This is a genomic window from Rheinheimera sp. 1928-s (assembly GCF_029269265.1).
GTDB lineage: Bacteria > Pseudomonadota > Gammaproteobacteria > Enterobacterales > Alteromonadaceae > Pararheinheimera.
This window is the reverse complement of record NZ_JARIXP010000016.1, coordinates 1-18,894: the sequence shown is the minus strand read 5'-3', so window position 1 is coordinate 18,894 and position 18,894 is coordinate 1. Positions and strand designations below refer to the sequence as shown.

The 18,894-nt window shown below is 47.6% G+C and carries 30 protein-coding genes and 1 pseudogene; 1 reads left to right on the top strand and 30 read right to left on the bottom strand.

Annotated elements, in window-relative coordinates:
- The first annotated feature begins 11 nt into the window (after positions 1 to 11).
- Positions 12 to 2,582, top strand: a complete 2,571-nt coding sequence (locus P3C17_RS20820; RefSeq protein ID WP_300931191.1) for an ABC transporter permease — start codon at positions 12 to 14, stop codon at positions 2,580 to 2,582.
- A gap of 128 nt (positions 2,583 to 2,710) precedes the next feature.
- On the opposite strand, the gene rplQ is transcribed toward P3C17_RS20820, so the two are convergent.
- The 30 genes and pseudogenes from rplQ to tuf form a co-directional block, all read right to left on the bottom strand.
- On the bottom strand, positions 2,711 to 3,115 hold the full coding sequence (gene rplQ / locus P3C17_RS20815; protein ID WP_008899095.1) for a 50S ribosomal protein L17: 405 nt from the start codon (positions 3,113 to 3,115) through the stop codon (positions 2,711 to 2,713).
- 39 nt (positions 3,116 to 3,154) lie between these two features.
- On the bottom strand, positions 3,155 to 4,144 hold the full coding sequence (rpoA, locus tag P3C17_RS20810; protein ID WP_008899096.1) for a DNA-directed RNA polymerase subunit alpha: 990 nt from the start codon (positions 4,142 to 4,144) through the stop codon (positions 3,155 to 3,157).
- A gap of 27 nt (positions 4,145 to 4,171) precedes the next feature.
- Positions 4,172 to 4,792 carry a 30S ribosomal protein S4 gene (gene rpsD, locus P3C17_RS20805; protein ID WP_264344916.1) on the bottom strand — a complete coding sequence of 207 codons (621 nt, stop codon included), beginning with the start codon at positions 4,790 to 4,792 and terminating at the stop codon, positions 4,172 to 4,174.
- A 31-nt stretch (positions 4,793 to 4,823) separates the two neighbouring features.
- Positions 4,824 to 5,213, bottom strand: a complete 390-nt coding sequence (gene rpsK, locus P3C17_RS20800; RefSeq protein ID WP_008899098.1) for a 30S ribosomal protein S11 — start codon at positions 5,211 to 5,213, stop codon at positions 4,824 to 4,826.
- A gap of 13 nt (positions 5,214 to 5,226) precedes the next feature.
- On the bottom strand, positions 5,227 to 5,583 hold the full coding sequence (gene rpsM, locus P3C17_RS20795; RefSeq protein WP_040555062.1) for a 30S ribosomal protein S13: 357 nt from the start codon (positions 5,581 to 5,583) through the stop codon (positions 5,227 to 5,229).
- 135 nt (positions 5,584 to 5,718) lie between these two features.
- Entirely contained in the window at positions 5,719 to 5,832 is a 114-nt protein-coding gene (gene rpmJ, locus P3C17_RS20790; RefSeq protein ID WP_082335860.1) for a 50S ribosomal protein L36, read from the bottom strand.
- A gap of 22 nt (positions 5,833 to 5,854) precedes the next feature.
- Positions 5,855 to 7,183, bottom strand: a complete 1,329-nt coding sequence (gene secY / locus P3C17_RS20785) for a preprotein translocase subunit SecY (RefSeq protein ID WP_125061014.1) — start codon at positions 7,181 to 7,183, stop codon at positions 5,855 to 5,857.
- 15 nt (positions 7,184 to 7,198) lie between these two features.
- Positions 7,199 to 7,633 (bottom strand): 50S ribosomal protein L15, encoded by a 435-nt coding sequence (gene rplO / locus P3C17_RS20780; RefSeq protein ID WP_127019518.1) that lies wholly within the window; start codon positions 7,631 to 7,633, stop codon positions 7,199 to 7,201.
- Between the two features lie 3 nt (positions 7,634 to 7,636).
- A complete protein-coding gene (gene rpmD / locus P3C17_RS20775) occupies positions 7,637 to 7,819 on the bottom strand; it encodes a 50S ribosomal protein L30 (protein ID WP_008899102.1) in 183 nt (60 codons plus the stop codon).
- Between the two features lie 6 nt (positions 7,820 to 7,825).
- Positions 7,826 to 8,329: a 30S ribosomal protein S5 gene (gene rpsE, locus P3C17_RS20770; protein ID WP_008899103.1), complete on the bottom strand. Its 504-nt coding sequence runs from the start codon at positions 8,327 to 8,329 to the stop codon at positions 7,826 to 7,828.
- 9 nt (positions 8,330 to 8,338) lie between these two features.
- Positions 8,339 to 8,689: a 50S ribosomal protein L18 gene (gene rplR / locus P3C17_RS20765; RefSeq protein ID WP_300931190.1), complete on the bottom strand. Its 351-nt coding sequence runs from the start codon at positions 8,687 to 8,689 to the stop codon at positions 8,339 to 8,341.
- A gap of 9 nt (positions 8,690 to 8,698) precedes the next feature.
- Positions 8,699 to 9,232: a 50S ribosomal protein L6 gene (gene rplF / locus P3C17_RS20760; RefSeq protein ID WP_233080742.1), complete on the bottom strand. Its 534-nt coding sequence runs from the start codon at positions 9,230 to 9,232 to the stop codon at positions 8,699 to 8,701.
- A 12-nt stretch (positions 9,233 to 9,244) separates the two neighbouring features.
- A complete protein-coding gene (gene rpsH / locus P3C17_RS20755; RefSeq protein ID WP_233010929.1) occupies positions 9,245 to 9,637 on the bottom strand; it encodes a 30S ribosomal protein S8 in 393 nt (130 codons plus the stop codon).
- A gap of 20 nt (positions 9,638 to 9,657) precedes the next feature.
- The gene (gene rpsN / locus P3C17_RS20750) at positions 9,658 to 9,963 is read right to left on the bottom strand and encodes a 30S ribosomal protein S14 (RefSeq protein ID WP_127019513.1); all 306 of its coding nucleotides are present in this window, start codon (positions 9,961 to 9,963) and stop codon (positions 9,658 to 9,660) included.
- 11 nt (positions 9,964 to 9,974) lie between these two features.
- Complete coding sequence (gene rplE / locus P3C17_RS20745; protein ID WP_127688206.1) at positions 9,975 to 10,514, bottom strand: 50S ribosomal protein L5; 540 nt, start codon at positions 10,512 to 10,514, stop codon at positions 9,975 to 9,977.
- 19 nt (positions 10,515 to 10,533) lie between these two features.
- Positions 10,534 to 10,848, bottom strand: a complete 315-nt coding sequence (gene rplX / locus P3C17_RS20740) for a 50S ribosomal protein L24 (RefSeq protein ID WP_300931189.1) — start codon at positions 10,846 to 10,848, stop codon at positions 10,534 to 10,536.
- A gap of 9 nt (positions 10,849 to 10,857) precedes the next feature.
- Positions 10,858 to 11,226 (bottom strand): 50S ribosomal protein L14, encoded by a 369-nt coding sequence (gene rplN / locus P3C17_RS20735; protein ID WP_008899110.1) that lies wholly within the window; start codon positions 11,224 to 11,226, stop codon positions 10,858 to 10,860.
- Between the two features lie 175 nt (positions 11,227 to 11,401).
- Positions 11,402 to 11,656, bottom strand: coding sequence for a 30S ribosomal protein S17 (rpsQ, locus tag P3C17_RS20730; RefSeq protein WP_300931188.1), 255 nt, complete (start codon positions 11,654 to 11,656; stop codon positions 11,402 to 11,404).
- Entirely contained in the window at positions 11,656 to 11,847 is a 192-nt protein-coding gene (gene rpmC, locus P3C17_RS20725) for a 50S ribosomal protein L29 (protein ID WP_008899112.1), read from the bottom strand. Before rpmC ends, rpsQ begins: the two co-directional genes overlap by 1 nt.
- On the bottom strand, positions 11,847 to 12,260 hold the full coding sequence (gene rplP / locus P3C17_RS20720; RefSeq protein ID WP_008899113.1) for a 50S ribosomal protein L16: 414 nt from the start codon (positions 12,258 to 12,260) through the stop codon (positions 11,847 to 11,849). The genes rpmC and rplP overlap by 1 nt, the downstream gene beginning before the upstream one ends.
- 12 nt (positions 12,261 to 12,272) lie before the next feature.
- Positions 12,273 to 12,986 carry a 30S ribosomal protein S3 gene (gene rpsC / locus P3C17_RS20715; protein WP_008899114.1) on the bottom strand — a complete coding sequence of 238 codons (714 nt, stop codon included), beginning with the start codon at positions 12,984 to 12,986 and terminating at the stop codon, positions 12,273 to 12,275.
- A gap of 9 nt (positions 12,987 to 12,995) precedes the next feature.
- Positions 12,996 to 13,328: a 50S ribosomal protein L22 gene (gene rplV / locus P3C17_RS20710; RefSeq protein WP_008899115.1), complete on the bottom strand. Its 333-nt coding sequence runs from the start codon at positions 13,326 to 13,328 to the stop codon at positions 12,996 to 12,998.
- Positions 13,329 to 13,338: 10 nt separating this feature from the next.
- Positions 13,339 to 13,617, bottom strand: coding sequence for a 30S ribosomal protein S19 (gene rpsS, locus P3C17_RS20705; protein ID WP_008899116.1), 279 nt, complete (start codon positions 13,615 to 13,617; stop codon positions 13,339 to 13,341).
- Between the two features lie 19 nt (positions 13,618 to 13,636).
- Positions 13,637 to 14,461 carry a 50S ribosomal protein L2 gene (gene rplB / locus P3C17_RS20700; RefSeq protein WP_300931187.1) on the bottom strand — a complete coding sequence of 275 codons (825 nt, stop codon included), beginning with the start codon at positions 14,459 to 14,461 and terminating at the stop codon, positions 13,637 to 13,639.
- A gap of 16 nt (positions 14,462 to 14,477) precedes the next feature.
- Positions 14,478 to 14,780: a 50S ribosomal protein L23 gene (rplW, locus tag P3C17_RS20695; protein ID WP_008899118.1), complete on the bottom strand. Its 303-nt coding sequence runs from the start codon at positions 14,778 to 14,780 to the stop codon at positions 14,478 to 14,480.
- Complete coding sequence (gene rplD, locus P3C17_RS20690; RefSeq protein ID WP_008899119.1) at positions 14,777 to 15,382, bottom strand: 50S ribosomal protein L4; 606 nt, start codon at positions 15,380 to 15,382, stop codon at positions 14,777 to 14,779. Before rplD ends, rplW begins: the two co-directional genes overlap by 4 nt.
- Before the next feature lie 19 nt (positions 15,383 to 15,401).
- Positions 15,402 to 16,040 (bottom strand): 50S ribosomal protein L3, encoded by a 639-nt coding sequence (gene rplC / locus P3C17_RS20685; RefSeq protein WP_008899120.1) that lies wholly within the window; start codon positions 16,038 to 16,040, stop codon positions 15,402 to 15,404.
- 29 nt (positions 16,041 to 16,069) lie between these two features.
- Complete coding sequence (rpsJ, locus tag P3C17_RS20680; RefSeq protein ID WP_008899121.1) at positions 16,070 to 16,381, bottom strand: 30S ribosomal protein S10; 312 nt, start codon at positions 16,379 to 16,381, stop codon at positions 16,070 to 16,072.
- A gap of 268 nt (positions 16,382 to 16,649) precedes the next feature.
- Positions 16,650 to 18,389 carry an acyl-CoA dehydrogenase family protein gene (locus P3C17_RS20675; protein ID WP_300931186.1) on the bottom strand — a complete coding sequence of 580 codons (1,740 nt, stop codon included), beginning with the start codon at positions 18,387 to 18,389 and terminating at the stop codon, positions 16,650 to 16,652.
- Between the two features lie 203 nt (positions 18,390 to 18,592).
- A pseudogene (tuf, locus tag P3C17_RS20670) lies at positions 18,593 to 18,894 on the bottom strand (elongation factor Tu); the annotation flags it as partial.

Below are 18,894 nucleotides of genomic sequence, written 5' to 3'. Positions count from 1 at the left end.
GGAAAATCAGCATGCAGTTTGAACCTTGGCTCAGGCAAAGTACCCACTCGCTCTGGCGCGACAAAAGTTTTGCACTGACAGTAGTGCTGACTATGGGCATCGCCAGTGGTGTGTTTTTGTGGGTGCTGAGCCTCGGCTGGCAAATTTTATTCAAACCACTGCCTTATCCGGAGTCAGAGCAACTGCAGCTCTTGCACTATCAGCGGCTGGACGGCGCAGGCAAACTGCAATCCTCAGCGGTGTTACATCCGGCGGCGGAGCAGCTGTATCTGCAAATGCGGCAATGGCAGTCGCCAGCTGCTCAATCTGCTACAACTGCACTTGCTGAACAAAGCATGCCTGAAATATCGCAGGCCTTGCTGCATCTGACGCAGGACATCGTAATGTCTGATGCGGCGCAGCCACGGCTCAGCAGCGCTTACACCACGCCGGAATTGCAGCAAATGCTCGGCATGCCCTTGCTGCTGGGGCATGGTTTTAGCCAAGCGCAACTGCCAGGTTCGATGAACCCAGGCGTGGTATTGAGTTATCAGGCCTGGCAGTTGTTGTTTCAGCAAAGACCCGATGTGCTGAGTCAGAGTGTACAGATCAATGGTGTGTCGCATCCGGTATTGGGCGTGCTGGCAAAAACTTTTGTGCCGCCACAACTGCGGACCTCCTTGCCAGCGGTTGATCTGTGGTTACCCTGGGATTACAACAACGCCGATTTTAAAGGCAGCTGGCATTTAGCCGATGAACACAGTTTTTTACTATTCAAAGGAGAAGCGGCGGCTTTGCAACAATGGCTGACAGCACTCACACCACTGGCACAGCAACAATTTTCGGAAAAAATGGTTGGAGAGGCTAATTTTGCAGGCTGGAGCCTGCAACTGCAATTGCAGTCCGTGCAGCAGTTGATCACCAGCGGCAGTGAGGGTTTGCTGTTGCTGTTATTACTTGGCGGTGCCGGATTGTTACTGATTGCCACCACCAATATTCTGAATTTGTTTTTATCACGTCTGATGCTGCTGCAAAAACAGCTGGCGATCCGCGCCGCCCTTGGCGCACGGCGTATTCAGCTCGGGCAACAATTGTTTGCCGAGGCGCTGCTTTTGATGCTGCTATCAGTAGGTTTGGCCTTGTTGCTGGCGCAGGCCGGTTTTAGCGGGGTAACCCGCTGGTTTGGCAACAGCTTGCCCCGTAGCAGCGAGCTTGGTCTATCGCTATTCAGTTTTGGCAGTGCGTTGCTGCTGGCCGTGCTGCTGGCGCTGCTGATTGCAACCTTATCACTGCGCACTGTGCGTTATCATCAACTGAGTCTGGCGCTGCAAAGCAGTGGCAAAGGTGCCGGGGTGCAGATCCCCGCCGTGTTTCGACGTAGTTTTATTCTGCTGCAACTAAGCTGTGCCATTGTGCTGGTGTTTATCAGTAGCCTGCTGGTGCAGGACGCCTGGCATAAATTGCAACGACCGCTTGGCTTAACCAGCCAGAACCTGTTGCAGCTGGAATTTTCAGTCGCTACCCTCGACTGGCAAGGCTGGGACAGTTATGCGCCTAAAGTTGCCGAAATGGCTGAGCAGTTGCGGCAACAACCGGGGATAGCCGGGGTGAGTTTTGCCTATAATCCGCTGGTGGACCGCTTTCAAATGGCGGCAACAGAGCTTGGCAGCGAACGGCGCTTTTATCCTATGCATCGTAATGTGGATCAGCATTATTTTCAGGTGGCCGGTCAGGCGTTATTGGCCGGCCATGGCTTCAGCGCTGCCGATATCCACAGCGGGCATTCGCCAAACATGGTGGTCAACCGCACTTTTGCCATGCAATTGCTGGGCAGGGCGGCAAGCATCGGCGATCTAGAGCAAGTGCTCGGACGACGTATTCAACTGGATATTGCAAAGCAGCCCTTTACCATAGTAGGTGTGACAGAAGATATTCAACTGCCGGGCCTGGCGGCAACACCACCTCGGTTTTATATGACCAACCTGGGGACTGCGTTATGGTTTTTGATCAAGACCGAACCAGGCGCGACCTTTAGCCAGCAACAGATGATCCGCATTTTACAACAAGCACATAGCCAGTTTGCCCTGACGCATTTTAGTTTATTGTCCGATCAGGTAGATCAGCTCATGTTGCCAAAAAAATTCATACTGCTGGGCGCCATCAGTCTGGCTCTGTTTACCGTGCTGTTGTCCGGCATCGGCCTGATTGGCGTAATGCAATACAATCTGCAACTAAGGCAAAATGAATTTAGCATCAAGCTGGCGTTGGGGGCGCAGTTCCGGCAAATAGTGCGGGAATCTGGACGCGAATATCTGCGGCTGTTGGCATCTGCCGTGCTGCTGAGCAGTCTGGTGCTTGGCATCGGGCTGGTTTGGTTGCTGAATCAGGATCAGCCACAGGTGTTGCAAGGGCTGTCAGCTTTAGTCACTGCTCAGGGCCTGCCGTTTGAAGGTATGACACTGCAAAGCCTCGTGTTTTATAGCCTGGCCCTGTATGGCCTGACCTTGTTGCTGGTGACCTTATGCGGTCTGGTCGCACATTATCTACCGTTGCGTCATCTCAGAAACATCTCTATCAGCAGCGGTTTACGGGGAGCTCCATAGTTCCCTATTCAAACGGGGTGGAGCCAAGAGGAATAGATTGATTCAGAGCTATAGCTACACAAGATCACATCATAAAATTCAGACAAAAAAAGGCCAGCTTGCGCTGGCCTTTTTATTTGGAGTCTTACTTACTCAGCTGCTGTTTCTTCAGCTGGTAATGCAGCGCCGGCCACTTCTGGACGGTCTACTAACTCGATGTAAGCCATTGGTGCGTTGTCGCCAGCACGGAAGCCACACTTCAGAATACGAGTGTAACCACCTGGACGGGCGTTATAACGTGGACCTAACACGTTAAATAACAAACCAACTACTTCTTTATCACGTGTACGAGCAAAAGCTAAACGGCGGTTTGCAACGCTATCATTTTTCGCCAGTGTAATCAGAGGTTCGATTACGCGACGTAACTCTTTTGCTTTTGGCAGAGTCGTTTTGATGATTTCGTGCTTCACCAACGAGCTAGCCATGTTGCGGAACATTGCAGTACGGTGACTGCTGTTCCGGTTTAACTGACGACCACTCTTACGATGGCGCATGATCTATTCCTTCTTACTAAACCAGGAACTGGAATCTGGTTAGTCTTTATTTACCAAACTTGCTGGAGGCCAGTTTTCCAGGCGCATGCCTAAGGATAAACCGCGTGAAGCCAACACGTCTTTGATTTCGGTAAGCGACTTTTTACCAAGGTTTGGCGTTTTCAGCAACTCAACCTCAGTACGTTGTACCAGATCACCGATGTACTGTATCTGCTCTGCTTTTAAGCAGTTAGCAGAACGAACTGTTAATTCTAAATCATCAACTGGACGTAACAGAATCGGATCGAACTCCGGCTTCTCTTCACGTTTTTCTGGCTCGCTCTTGTCGCGTAATTCTACGAAGAATTCCAGCTGTTCAGCTAAAATAGTCGCAGCACGACGAATTGCTTCCTCTGGCTCTACTGTGCCATTGGTTTCCATGTCGATAACTAGTTTGTCCAGGTCAGTACGCTGTTCTACACGAGCAGCTTCAACTGAGTAGGCAATACGCTCTACCGGGCTGAAAGATGCGTCCAGTAACAGACGACCAATTGGACGTTCGTCATCCTCTGAGGATACGCGGGCCGAAGCAGGAACATAACCACGACCACGTTCAACTTTCAGGCGCATACTGAATTCAGTTTCGCCAGTCAGGTTGCATATTACGTGCTCTGGGTTAACGATCACTACACCGTCACCACGCTGGATATCACCAGCAGTTACAGGGCCAGCACCTTTCTTAGTTAAAGTCAGAGTGACTTCGTCTTTGTCTTCCAAGCGGACGGCTAAACCTTTCAGGTTCAGTAAAATATCAATGATATCTTCCTGAACACCTTCTTTGGCGCTGTACTCATGAAGAACGCCGTCGATCTCTACTTCAGTCACTGCACAACCTGGCATAGACGAAAGTAAAATACGACGCAACGCGTTGCCCAAGGTATGCCCGAAACCGCGCTCAAGTGGTTCCAAAGTAACTTTGGCACGAGTTGGGTTGATTTTTTCGATACCAACTAATCTCGGCTTAAGGAATTCGGTGACAGAACCCTGCATTTTATCCTCTCTTAAGAAAACGCCCTACTACTTAGAGTAAAGCTCGACGATTAACTGTTCGTTGATGTCTGCAGACAAGTCTGAACGCTCTGGAACACGTTTGAAAACGCCTTCCATTTTCTTGGAATCGATTTCGATCCAAGTTGGTTTTTCGCGTTGTTCAGAAATCTCTAAAGCAGCAACGATACGCGCTTGCTTCTTCGCTTTCTCACGAACAGCGATGACTTGATCAGGTGACACAGCGTAAGATGGGATGTTTACCACAGCGCCATTAATCATAATAGCTTTGTGGCTCACTAACTGACGTGCTTCTGCACGCGTGCTAGCTAAACCCATGCGATAAACCACGTTGTCTAAACGGCCTTCAAGTAACTGAAGTAAGTTTTCGCCAGTGTTACCTTTCAAACGAGCAGCTTCTTTGTAATAGTTACGGAACTGCTTCTCTAATACGCCATAAATACGACGTACTTTTTGTTTTTCGCGTAATTGTAAACCGTAGTCTGATAAACGACCGCGACGAGCGCCGTGCTGACCAGGAGCAGTAGTTAAATTACACTTTGAATCAATTGCTCTAACGCCGCTTTTCAGGAACAAATCTGTTCCTTCGCGACGACTTAACTTGAGCTTAGGACCCAAATATCTTGCCATCTTCTTTCTCCAATAATCCTAGAAGCGCTTGTTACACGCGACGTTTTTTCGGTGGACGGCAACCATTGTGTGGAATTGGCGTCACGTCGGTGATATTTGTAATGCGGTAGCCAGCTGCGTTCAGAGCACGAATCGCTGATTCGCGGCCTGGGCCTGGACCGTTTACAAACACTTCAAGGTTCTTCAGACCATATTCTAACGCGGCAGTACCAGCACGCTCAGCAGCAACCTGTGCAGCGAACGGCGTAGACTTACGCGAACCACGGAAACCAGAACCACCAGCAGTTGCCCAGCAAAGAGCGTTACCCTGGCGATCAGTGATCGTGACTATGGTGTTGTTGAAAGAGGCATGGATATGAGCCATACCGTCAGAAACTTGCTTTTTTACTCTTTTACGAGTACGAACTGGTGCTTTAGCCATGTTTTACCCCGTCCTATTTCTTAATAGCTTTGCGTGGGCCCTTGCGGGTACGCGCATTAGTTTTAGTGCGCTGACCACGAACAGGCAGACTACGACGGTGGCGTAAACCACGGTAACAACCCAGGTCCATCAAACGTTTAATGTTTAATGTAATCTCACGACGTAAGTCACCTTCAACAGTGTACTTACCTACTTCGTCACGAAGAGAGTCAAGCTCTGCGTCAGACAAAGAAGAGATTTTGCGAGTTTCTTCAATACCCACTGCAGCTAAGATAGCTTTAGAGCGGGTTTTACCGATACCAAAAACATACGTCAAAGAGATGACAGCATGTTTATTATCGGGGATGTTAATGCCAGCGATACGGGCCACTAACGTTCTCCTATAAAAGATTAAAAGGGTGCCGATTTGAAAAGCCCGTAAGGATACTCAAACGGCGGCCATATTGCAACAATAAGTCGGGGCTAGACCAAAAAGCCTAGCCCTGACCTATAATTTTTTCTGCTGTTAGCCTTGACGTTGCTTGTGCTTAGGCTCTACACAAATTACACGCACAACATTGTTGCGCTTGATAACTTTGCAGTTACGGCAGATCTTCTTAACGGAAGCTCGTACTTTCATGACTTAACTCCGCAAAATTACCTTAACGGCCGTAGCCCTTAAGATTTGCCTTTTTAAGTACCGACTCATACTGATGAGACATCAGATGGGTTTGTACCTGTGCCATAAAGTCCATAATAACCACTACGATAATCAGTAAAGATGTACCGCCGAAGTAAAATTGCACATTCCATGCAACCATCATGAACTCAGGAACCAAACAGATAAAGGTGATATACGCCGCGCCAGCTAAGGTTAAACGTGTCATTACTTTATCAATGTATTTAGATGTCTGCTCACCAGGACGAATACCAGGGATGAAGGCACCAGACTTTTTCAGGTTATCTGCTGTATCACGTGGGTTAAACACCAACGCAGTATAGAAGAAACAGAAAAAGATGATCGCAGCAGCATATAAAACCATATACAGCGGCTGACCCGGAGATAAGGTTAATGCCACTTCCTGCAGGAAGTTAGCAACCATACCTTCGCCTGACCCAAACCAACTGGCAATTGTACCAGGGAACAGGATTATGCTTGAAGCAAAGATTGGTGGTATTACACCAGCCATGTTGACCTTCAGAGGTAGGTGACTGCTTTGAGCAGCAAATACCTGACGGCCTTGTTGGCGTTTGGCGTAATTAACCACAATGCGACGTTGACCACGTTCGAAGAAAACTACGAACCAAGTAACCGCAACAACAATGGCTCCAATCGCTAATAAAAGCAAAAAGTGCAAATCGCCTTGACGTGCCTGCTCAATCGTCTGGCCAATGGCAGACGGGAAGCCAGCAACAATACCGGTGAAAATCAGCAACGAAATACCATTACCAATGCCACGTTCAGTAATTTGCTCACCTAACCACATTAAAAACATGGTACCGGTGACTAAACTGATCACAGCAGTGATAGTAAAACCAATACCTGGGTTTACTACTAAACCCGGCATCAGATTTGGCAAACCGGTAGAAATACCGATCGCCTGGACTATTGCCAATCCTAAGGTACCGTAACGTGTATACTGATTGATTTTACGCTTGCCAGCCTCACCTTCCTTCTTCAATTCAGCCAGCGTGGGATGAACCACGGTTAACAGCTGAACGATAATAGAAGCAGAAATGTAAGGCATAATGCCAAGTGCAAATACAGATGCACGCTCAAGGGCGCCACCGCTGAACATGTTAAACATTTCAACGATGGTGCCTTTTTGTTGCTCGAATAATTGAGCCAGCACGGCGGCGTCAATTCCAGGAATTGGCACAAATGAGCCTAATCGGAAAACGATTATGGCCAAAAGTACGAACAACAGACGGGATTTCAGCTCACTGAAGCCGCCTTTTGCACTTTTTGTATCCGAACCTGGTTTTGCCATCGCGTACTATCCTTATTATTCTTCGACTTTGCCGCCAGCGGCTTCAATCGCAGCACGCGCACCTTTAGTCACGCTTAAGCCTTTAACTGTTATTGGACGAGTGATCTCGCCTGATAACACAACTTTAGCGAACTTAACGATACGAGAGATGATATTAGCTTCCATCAGGCTTGCTAAATCAGCTACATCACCAGCTACGGCTGTCAGCTCGTGTAAACGAACTTCAGCAGATACTAAGCCTTTACGTGATGTAAAACCGAACTTAGGCAGACGTTGTTTCAGAGGCATTTGACCGCCTTCAAAACCTGGACGTACTTTACCACCTGAGCGAGATTTCAAACCTTTGTGACCACGGCCACCAGTCTTGCCTAAGCCAGAACCGATACCACGACCTAAACGGCGTTTCTCTTTTTTAGCACCTGGTGCAGGAGATAACGTATTTAAAAACATTTATTACTCCTCCACTTTAACCATGTAATACACAGTGTTGATCATACCGCGCACTGAAGGTGTATCTTCCAGTGTTACAGTGTGACCGATACGGCGTAAGCCTAAACCAACTAAAGTCGCTTTATGCTTCGGTAAACGACCGATGCCTGACTTAATTTGGGTTACTGTTACAGTCTTTTTAGACATGGCGAATTACCCCAGAATGTCGTCAACGCGTAAGCCACGCTTCGCAGCAACCTGAGCAGGCGATTTAATCGCTGACAGGGCGTTGATAGTAGCGCGAACTACGTTGATTGGGTTGGTTGAGCCGTAGCATTTAGACAGAACGTTCTGTACACCTGCTACTTCTAACACTGCGCGCATTGCACCACCGGCGATAATACCAGTACCTTCAGACGCCGGTTGCATATACACGTTGGAACCAGCGTGGATACCTTTTACCGGGTGGTGAAGAGTGTTACCGTTTAACTCAACTTGAGTCATGTTACGACGAGCTTTTTCCATTGCTTTTTGAATAGCAGCTGGTACTTCGCGCGCTTTACCGTAACCGAAACCGATACGACCATTACCGTCACCAACTACTGTTAAAGCGGTGAAGGAGAAAATCCGGCCACCTTTAACAACTTTGGAAACACGGTTAACAGCAACCAGCTTCTCTTGTAAATCAGATTGTTGTTTAGCTTCTACGTTAGCCATGATCTACTCCTAGAATTGAAGACCGGCTTCACGCGCCGCATCAGCTAATGCCTGTACACGACCGTGATACTGGAAACCGCTACGGTCAAAAGCACATTTACTGACGCCTTTAGCCACTGCACGTTCAGCAATCGCCTTACCTACAGCTTTAGCAGCATCGACATTACCGGTGTACTTCAATGATTCACGGATTGTTGCTTCAACTGTGGAAGCAGCAGCAATCACTTCAGCATTTGGTGCGATAAGCTGGGCGTAAATGTGACGTGGTGTACGATGTACAACCAAGCGGTTCGCACCTTGTTCGATAATTGTTCTGCGAACGCGTTTAGCGCGGCGCAGACGAGCAAGTTTCTTATCCATCGTCCTACCCTACTTTTTCTTCGCTTCTTTACGACGCACGTTTTCGTTAGCGTAGCGAACACCTTTGCCTTTGTAAGGCTCTGGTTTACGGTACGCGCGGATGTTTGCAGCAACTTGACCAACTAATTGCTTGTCAGAACCTTTCACCAACACTTCTGTTTGAGAAGGGGTTTCGATCGTGATACCAGCTGGCACCTCGAAAGCAACCGGGTGAGAAAAGCCTAAGCTCAGGTTTAACACCTTGCCTTCTGCTTTTGCACGGTAACCAACACCAACCAATTCCAGCTTCTGAGTGTAACCTTCGGTTACGCCAGTCACTAAATTGTTGATCAACGCGCGAGCGGTACCCGCTTGTGCGTCAGCGTTTGCGATGCCGTCACGAGGAGTCGTACGCAGTACGTTACCTTCAATAACAACTTCGACTGCAGGGTTAACGTTCAACGTTAACTCGCCATTTTTACCCTTTACTGTCAGGTTTTGGCCATTCAGTGTAATTGTTACACCTGCAGGAACCGTGACGGGGGCCTTAGCAACACGAGACATAGTTACCCTCCGTTACGCTACATAGCCGATGATTTCACCACCGATTCCAACCTTGCGCGCGGCACGGTCAGTCATTAGCCCTTTAGACGTAGATATAATAGCTACACCTAAACCACCCATTACTTTTGGTAATTCGCCACGTTTCTTATAGATACGCAGACCTGGACGGCTAACACGATCGATAGTTTCAATTACTGATTTGCCCTGGAAATACTTTAATGTAACTTCCAACTCTGCCTTAACATCAGCAGATACAACGAAATCTTCGATGTAACCTTCGTCTTTTAATACTTTCGCGATGGCAACCTTCATTTTTGAAGATGGCATCTTAACCGCAAACTTTTTGGCAGCTTGGCCGTTGCGGATGCGAGTAAACATATCCGCTACTGGATCTTGCATGCTCATAGCTGTTACTCCCGTGATTCTTACCAGCTAGCCTTACGAAGGCCAGGAATTTCACCGCGCATCGCTGCTTCACGTACCTTGATCCGGCTCATGCCGAATTTACGAAGATAACCGTGAGGACGACCTGTTACACGACAACGATTACGTTGACGCGAAGGGCTTGAATCACGCGGTAACGACTGCAACTTCAGAACTGCTGCCCAACGGTCTTCGTCAGAAGTCGTCGGATTTGCAATCAGATCTCTCAGTGCATGACGTTGCTCAGCGTATTTGGCTACCAGTACTGCACGCTTTGCTTCGCGCGCTTTCATTGATTGTTTTGCCATGACCCTACACCTTATTTCTTGAATGGGAAGTTAAACGCGGCAAGTAATGCACGCCCTTCATCATCAGTACGAGCCGTAGTAGTGATAGTGATATCTAAACCACGTACCGCATCTACTTTGTCGTAATCGATTTCAGGGAATATGATTTGCTCACGAACGCCCATGCTGTAGTTACCACGGCCGTCAAACGACTTAGGATTCACACCGCGGAAATCGCGGATACGAGGAATAGCAATAGATACTAAACGCTCTAAGAAATCCCACATACGTTCGCCACGCAGTGTAACTTTTGCACCAATAGGGTAGCCTTCACGGATTTTGAAACCAGCTACTGATTTACGAGCCTTAGTAACCAATGGCTTTTGGCCAGAGATAGCAGTTAAATCTGCTACTGCGTTATCAAGGATCTTCTTATCAGCTACTGCTTCACCCACACCCATGTTCAGTGTGATTTTAACAATCCGAGGGACTTGCATGACGCTCGTGTAGCCGAACTGTTTAAACAGTTCTGGAACTACGGTGTCTTTATAAATTTCATGCAGTTTCGCCATCGTATTACTCCAATAGCAATTAAATTACTTCGTTATTCGATTTGAAGAAGCGAACTTTCTTGCCGTCTTCAAAACGGAAACCTACACGATCAGCCTTTCCAGTTTTTGGATTGAAGATCGCTACATTTGAAACGTGAATTGAGGCTTCTTTCTCAACGATGCCACCTGGGGTGTTCAACGCTGGGATTGGCTTCTGGTGTTTCTTGACAAAATTAATGCCAGAAACATACACACGGTCTTCAGCAACTAACACTTTCAGAACCTTGCCAGTTTTGCCTTTGTCCTTACCAGTAAGAACAACAACCTCATCATCACGACGGATTTTACTAGCCATTGTGACTCCTTACAGTACTTCTGGGGCCAGGGAAACGATCTTCATGAACTTATCGCCACGAAGTTCGCGCGTTACCGGTCCAAAAATACGTGTACCTATCGGTTCCAGCTTGCTGTTTAACAGCACTGCTGCATTGCGATCAAAACGGATTACTGACCCGTCCTGACGGCGTACGCCTTTGCGTGTACGCACCACCACAGCATTCAGAACGTCACCTTTTTTGACCTTACCGCGAGGAATTGCTTCCTTAACGGTGATCTTGATAACGTCACCAATTGCTGCATAACGGCGATGCGAACCACCTAAGACCTTAATACACATTACGCTGCGCGCGCCGCTGTTGTCTGCGACTTCCAGCATAGATTGCATCTGGATCATCTTAGTGCTCCGCTATTCCACTACTATAACCCTCTCGGGTTACGCTGCTTTCGACTATAAACTACCCCCAACAAAAGGGCGCGTGATTATAACAGCACTTTTGTACAAATGGTAGCCTTTAGTCGAACGAGAAAAAAACGGCCCCGAAGGGCCGTTTTCGCTTACATCTTAATCATTAAGATGCAGATTCGACAACGGAAACCAGAGTCCATGACTTCGTCTTGGACAGAGGACGACATTCGCGAATAGTCACGATGTCACCTTCTTTACACTGGTTTGCTTCGTCATGTACGTGCAGTTTGGTAGTACGTGTAATGAATTTCCCATAGATTGGGTGCTTCACGTTACGTTCGATAGCAACAGTAATAGACTTGTCCATTTTGTTGCTGATCACTTTACCTTGCAGGGTACGGGTGTTTAGTTCGCTCATTAGGCACCTGCCTTCTCGGTTAAGATAGTCTTAACACGCGCGATATCGCGACGCACTTGCTTTAACAAATGAGTCTGAGCCAGCTGACCTGTAGCTGCTTGCATGCGCAGGTTGAACTGCTCACGTAATAAGCCCAGTAATTCAGCGTTTAACTCTTCAACGCTTTTTACTTTCAGTTCGCTTGCTTTCATTACAATACCGTCCGCGTTACAAAGGTTGTCTTAAATGGAAGCTTGGCAGCTGCCAGCGTAAACGCATGACGTGCCAGTTCTTCCGACACACCGTCCATTTCATACAGGACTTTGCCAGGTTTAATCTGGCAAACCCAATATTCCACGCTACCTTTACCACTACCCATACGAACTTCGAGTGGTTTTTCCGTCATTGGTTTGTCCGGGAACACGCGGATCCAGATTTTACCAACACGTTTAACGGCACGAGTCATGGCACGACGTGCAGATTCGATTTGACGTGAAGTCATTTGACCACGTTCAACTGCTTTAAGTGCATAAGTACCGAAGCTGACTTTATCGCCTACCAGCGCTAAGCCACGGTTACGTCCTTTGTGCACTTTACGAAATTTAGTACGTTTTGGTTGCAACATCGCTCAATACTCCTACTTAGCCTTGCGAGGAGCCGGTTTTTTCGGCGCCTTAGGCTGTTTGTCGTTGTTGGCGTTCGCGTTGTTGTTCAATGGCATAGCTCCTAAGATCTCGCCTTTGAAAATCCAAACTTTCACACCAATGATACCGTAAGTAGTTAAAGCTTCTGATGTTGAGTAATCGATGTCAGCACGCAGAGTGTGCAGTGGCACACGGCCTTCACGATACCATTCATCACGAGCAATCTCAGCACCGCCTAAACGGCCACTGACCTGAACTTTGATACCTTTAGCGCCTAAACGCATTGCGTTTTGTACCGCACGCTTCATAGCGCGACGGAACATTACACGGCGTTCCAGCTGGCTGCTGATTGAGTCAGCAACTAATTTGGCATCTAATTCCGGCTTACGGATTTCAGAAATATTGATCTGAGCAGGCACACCAGCGATAGTCGCTACGGCTTTGCGCAGTTTCTCAACGTCTTCACCTTTTTTACCGATGATCACGCCTGGACGAGCGGTGTGAATAGTCACACGGATGCTTTTCGCAGGACGTTCAATATCGATCCGGCTTACTGAAGCGGCTTTCAGTTCTTTTGTCAGATACTGACGAACTTTAAAGTCACCAACCAGGAAGTCCGGGAAGTCTTTTGTATTCGCGTACCAGGTTGAGCTCCAAGGCTTAGTGATACCTAGGCGAATACCAGTAGGATGTACTTTCTGTCCCATTTCTCACTCCTAGTTATCAGCTACAACCACAGTAATGTGGCTGGTACGCTTGACGATACGGTCAGCACGGCCTTTGGCACGTGGCTTAATCCGCTTCATTGACGGACCTTCGTCAACAAACACAGTTTTCACTTTTAAAGTGTCGATATCGGCACCTTCGTTGTGTTCTGCGTTCGCAATGGCTGATAAAAGAACCTTTTTAACTAAATCAGCCGCTTTTTTAGGGCTGTAAGTTAAAACATTCAACGCCTTATCAACTGACAGACCACGGATTTGGTCAGCGACCAAACGAGCTTTCTGTGCAGAAGAACGGGCAAATTTGTGTTTAGCTAATGCTTCCATTATTTACCCCTTAGCGCTTCTTGGCCTTTTTGTCGGCTGCGTGACCACGGTAAGTACGAGTAGGTGAGAACTCACCTAACTTGTGACCAACCATCTCTTCCGAGACAAGTACTGGTACATGCTGACGACCATTATGGACAGCGATGGTCAAACCGATCATTTGTGGAATGATCATTGAACGACGGCTCCAAGTCTTAATTGGTTTCTTTTCACCGCTTTCCAACGCTTTCTCTACCTTCTTCAACAAGTGAAGGTCGATAAATGGACCTTTCTTGAGAGAACGTGGCATGGCAATTCCTCACATTAAATTATTTGTCACGACGACGGACAATGAACTTGTCAGTACGCTTGTTCGAACGGGTTTTGTAACCTTTGGTCGGAACGCCCCATGGAGTAACAGGGTGACGTCCACCTGAAGTTTTACCTTCACCACCACCGTGAGGGTGGTCAACCGGGTTCATTACCACACCACGCACTGTTGGGCGGACACCGCGCCAACGCATCGCACCGGCTTTACCGTATTGACGCAGCATGTGTTCGGCGTTGCCGATCTCGCCGATAGTTGCACGGCAGTCAGCCAGAACTTTGCGCATTTCACCGCTGCGTAAACGCAGAGTAACGTACGCGCCGTCACGCGCCAGGATCTGGGCAAATGCACCAGCTGAACGCATTAATTGGCCGCCTTTACCAGGCTTCAATTCGACGTTGTGGACGATTTGGCCCACTGGGATGTTGCGCAGTGGCATAGTATTACCAGATTTAATTGGTGAATCTAAGCCTGACTGTACTGTATCACCCGCTTTTAAGCCTTTTGGTGCCAGGATGTAACGACGCTCGCCGTCTGCATACAACACCAGAGCGATGTTAGCAGTACGGTTTGGATCGTATTCCAGACGCTCAACTTTAGCAGGGATACCATCTTTATTACGTTTAAAATCAACCAGACGGTAGTGTTGCTTATGACCACCACCGATATGGCGAGTAGTAATACGACCGTGGTTGTTACGACCACCAGTCTTACTATTCTTCTCTAACAAAGGAGCGTAAGGCTTGCCTTTGTGCAGGTCAGGGTTCACGACTTTTAAGACGTGACGACGACCAGGTGACGTAGGTTTACACTTTACAAGTGCCATTTCCTAACTCCTCTAATTACTCAGCGCCGCCAACAAAATCAAGTTCGCTGCCTTCCTTAAGAGTAACGTAAGCTTTTTTCCAATCGCTACGTTGACCAGTACGCATACCAGTGCGCTTAGTCTTACCCTTAACGTTAACAGTGCGAACACCAACAACTTCTACTTCAAATAATTTTTGAACAGCAGCTTTGATGTCAGCTTTAGTAGCAGTAGTAGCTACTTTGAACACGATAGTGTTGTTGGTTTCTGCCGCAATGGTGCTCTTTTCAGACACGTGCGGAGCCAGAATCACTTTCAGTAAACGTTCTTCACGGATCATGCTAGCATCTCCTCGATTTGTTTAACTGCAGCAGCAGTCATTACAACTTTGTCGAAGGCGATTAAGCTGACTGGGTCGATACCGTGAACATCACGTACGTCAACCTTGTACAGGTTGCGTGCTGATAAGAACAGGTTTTCGTCAACTTCGTCAGTCACGATTAAAACGTCTTTCAGTTCCATCGCTTTTAACTTAGCTGTTAGTTCTTTCGTTTTCGGAGTTTCAACAACAAAGTTTTCAACTACGATTAAACGTTCTTGACGAACTAATTCAGACAAAATGCTCATGATCGCGCCACGATACATCTTTCTGTTTACTTTTTGGCTGTGATCTTGTGGCTTAGCCGCAAACGTCACACCACCGCCACGCCATATTGGGCTACGGATTGTACCAGCACGGGCACGACCTGTACCCTTCTGGCGCCATGGCTTCTTACCGCCACCGCGTACTTCTGAACGTGTCAGTTGAGCACGTGTACCTTGACGGGCACCAGCTGCATACGCAACTACTACCTGGTGTACCAATGCTTCGTTGAACTCACGTCCAAAGGTAGCTTCGGAAACTTCAAGAACGCCTTTAGCGTCTCTTAATGCTAATTCCATCACTCATCTCCTCCAGACGTTAGCCTTTGACAGCAGGTTTAACAATCACATCACCACCGATAGCACCAGGGACAGCGCCCTTCACTAACAGGATGTTGCGTGCTGCGTCTACACGTACAACTTCCAGAGACTGGACTGTTACACGCTCGGCACCCATGTGTCCGGCCATTTTTTTACCTTTGAATACTTTACCTGGTGATTGGTTTTGACCAATCGAACCTGGTGCACGGTGAGATAAAGAGTTACCGTGAGTCATATCCTGAGTACGGAAATTCCAGCGCTTTACAGTACCGGCAAAACCTTTACCTTTTGATGTACCGACGACATCAACTTTTTTCGTCTCTGCGAAAACTTCAACAGTAATCTCGCTACCAACAGTGATGTCAGCACCTTCGTTATCTTGCAGGCGGAATTCCCACAGACCACGACCAGCTTCAACACCAGCTTTTGCAAACTGACCAGCGTCTGGTTTGTTCAGGCGAGAAGCCTTCACTGTGCCAGCAGTCACTTGCAATGCGCTATAGCCATGAACGTCTTGCGTTTTGATGGCAGTAACGCGGTTTGGTGTTGCTTCGATTACGGTTACTGGGATTGATACGCCATCTTCAGTGAAGATGCGAGTCATGCCCACTTTACGACCGATTAGACCGATAGCCATATCCTAAACCTCTCTAAAAACCTGTCTGATTAGCCCAGGCTGATTTGAACGTCAACGCCAGCAGGCAGATCTAAACGCATCAGAGCATCAACAGTCTTTTCTGTTGGTTCAACGATGTCGATTAAACGCTTGTGGGTACGGATTTCGTACTGGTCACGTGCATCTTTATTCACGTGAGGAGAAATCAATACAGTGAAACGTTCCTGGCGAGTCGGAAGTGGGATAGGACCACGAACCTGCGCGCCCGTACGCTTAGCTGTGTCAACGATTTCCATAGTTGACTGATCGATCAAACGGTGATCGAACGCTTTCAGACGGATGCGAATCCTTTGATTACTCATAAACCAAAGCCTCAAAGAGCAAAAAGAGCAAAATAAAACAGAAGCTTTCTGACCCATCAATAAATGGAAGAATGCCCCTGCACCAATGTAACGTTTGCTCCCCAATCGGGAGCACTGTTGTCGTTAACCAATTCAATTGCTGGTTAACCGCCTGCCAAAATTACGGCTGGCCGCGCATTATACTCAACTGATTGAGAAAGACAACCCCTGCTGAATAATTAAACAGCAGGGGTTTGTTTTATGATCAGCCCATGTAGTCAGAAGGAGATCAGAACAGTTTAGCTTCTGCTGATGATAACTCTGCAGGGAACTGCTCAATCAGGCTGAACAGGCTTTCAATACGGGGTAACACCCGGCTGTAGTAAAACTTAGCTTTGAGTTGTTTGGACTGAATAAAGTCCTCACTGTGTTTTGCAGTATCTAACGCTGCCTCCATCTTATCCCACATAAAGGCGTAAAGCAGATAGCCAGTTAAATCCAGATAATCATTCGCTACCCAGGCTAATAGTTCAGGCTGGGTTTTACCCCGCTCTAATAAAGATTGGGTTGCTGATTCAAAACGCCCGGCTGCTGAAGCAATTTGTTTTGTTGCTGAACCTGATAATCCTGCGGTTAACTCACGCATCAGGTGTAACACTACAGCGCCTTGATCCGATGCCACTTTACGCAGCATAAAGTCGGCGGCCTGAATACCGTTGGTGCCCTCATAAATCTGTGCGATACGGACATCACGGACCAACTGCTCCATGCCCCACTCTCGGATATAACCATGACCACCAAATACCTGCTGGGCTGCCACACAGGAATCCAATCCTCTATCCGTCATAAAAGCTTTAGTCACCGGTGTCAGCAAATTGGCCCTGGACTGTGCTTTGACATCTTGCGCAAATTTTGCCTGGTCAAGCAGGTGACCTACATAAACACTAAAGGCCCTGCCCGCTTCATTGATACTACTGATATTGAGCAGCATACGTTTGACATCAGGATGGCCAATAATAGCGTCGGCTTTATTACCATCTTTAGTCACTGTTCTACCTTGTAGACGATCATTGGCATAGGCAAGTGCATTTTGGTACGCGCGCTCAGCAGCACCTAACCCCTGACTGCCCATCGCAAGGCGTTCGTAATTCATCATGGTGAACATACAAGCCAGACCTTTATGCGGCTCACCTATCAGGTAACCTTCGGCGCCGTCAAAGTTCATCACACAAGTGGCTGAACCATGAATACCCATTTTATGCTCAACTGAACTGCAGATCAGACTATTACGCTCGCCCAAGTTGCCACTGGCATCGACTTTAAACTTAGGTACTAAGAACAGCGAAATACCACGGCTGCCGGCTGGCGCATCCGGTAATTTTGCAAGTACCAGATGAATGATATTGTCCGTCAAGTCGTGCTCACCCGCAGTAATAAAGATTTTTTCACCGCTGATACGGTAGCTGCCATCACCAGCAGGTTCGGCTTTGCTGCGCATAATACCCAAGTCGGAGCCGGCATGAGATTCTGTCAGACACATAGTGCCGGACCATTCTCCGCTATATAACTTCGGCAGATACAAAGCTTTGGTCGCTTCGTCGGCATGTTGTAATAAAGCCACGCAAGCACCTGATGTAAGCCCAGGGTATAAAGAAAAGGCTATATCAGCACTACACATCATTTCGTCGTATAAACCCGACAGGCTTTTGGGCATGCCCATGCCACCATATTCAGGATCGCCGGACAATCCCGTCCAGCCACCTTCACACAGCAACTGATAGCATTCTTTATAATGAGACGGGGTTGTCACTTCGCCAGAAACACAAGACACACCTTGCTCGTCGGCTGCAGCAGCTAAAGGGGCGATTTTTTCAGCGGTGATTTTTGCGGCTTCTTCTAAAATGGCAGCGGCAGTGTCCGCATCTATCAATTCAGCTAACTCAGCTTGTTGTTGCCAGAATTGTTGAACTTGCCAAACATCAAATAATTGAAAAGACATATCAGCCAGCGGCGCCTGGTAGTGACTCACAATAACTCTCCTTAAAAAACCCTAATGGTCGGATGAGTTAGTTCTAGCATGTTCACCAGGCAAATTCAAACAAACGTTTGAATTTTTGGCAGAGATCTTAATCTGGTTTGTATTTAAGGTATGGCAGCAGCTGTGCGAATGGTACTTGATGAAAAATGGATAAAAAAAAGGGCCCCTAAGGGCCCTTATTCAAGTTCTGACTATTACGCCAGTACTTTAGATACTACACCAGCACCTACTGTGCGGCCACCTTCACGGATGGCGAAGCGTAAACCTTCGTCCATCGCGATTGGGTTGATCAGTTCAACAACAAACTTCAGGTTGTCGCCTGGCATGACCATTTCTACGCCTTCTGGCAGTTCTACTGAACCAGTGACGTCTGTAGTACGGAAGTAGAACTGTGGACGGTAACCTTTGAAGAATGGAGTATGACGACCACCTTCTTCTTTTGATAATACGTACACTTCACCTTCGAACTTGGTGTGTGGCTTGATTGAACCTGGTT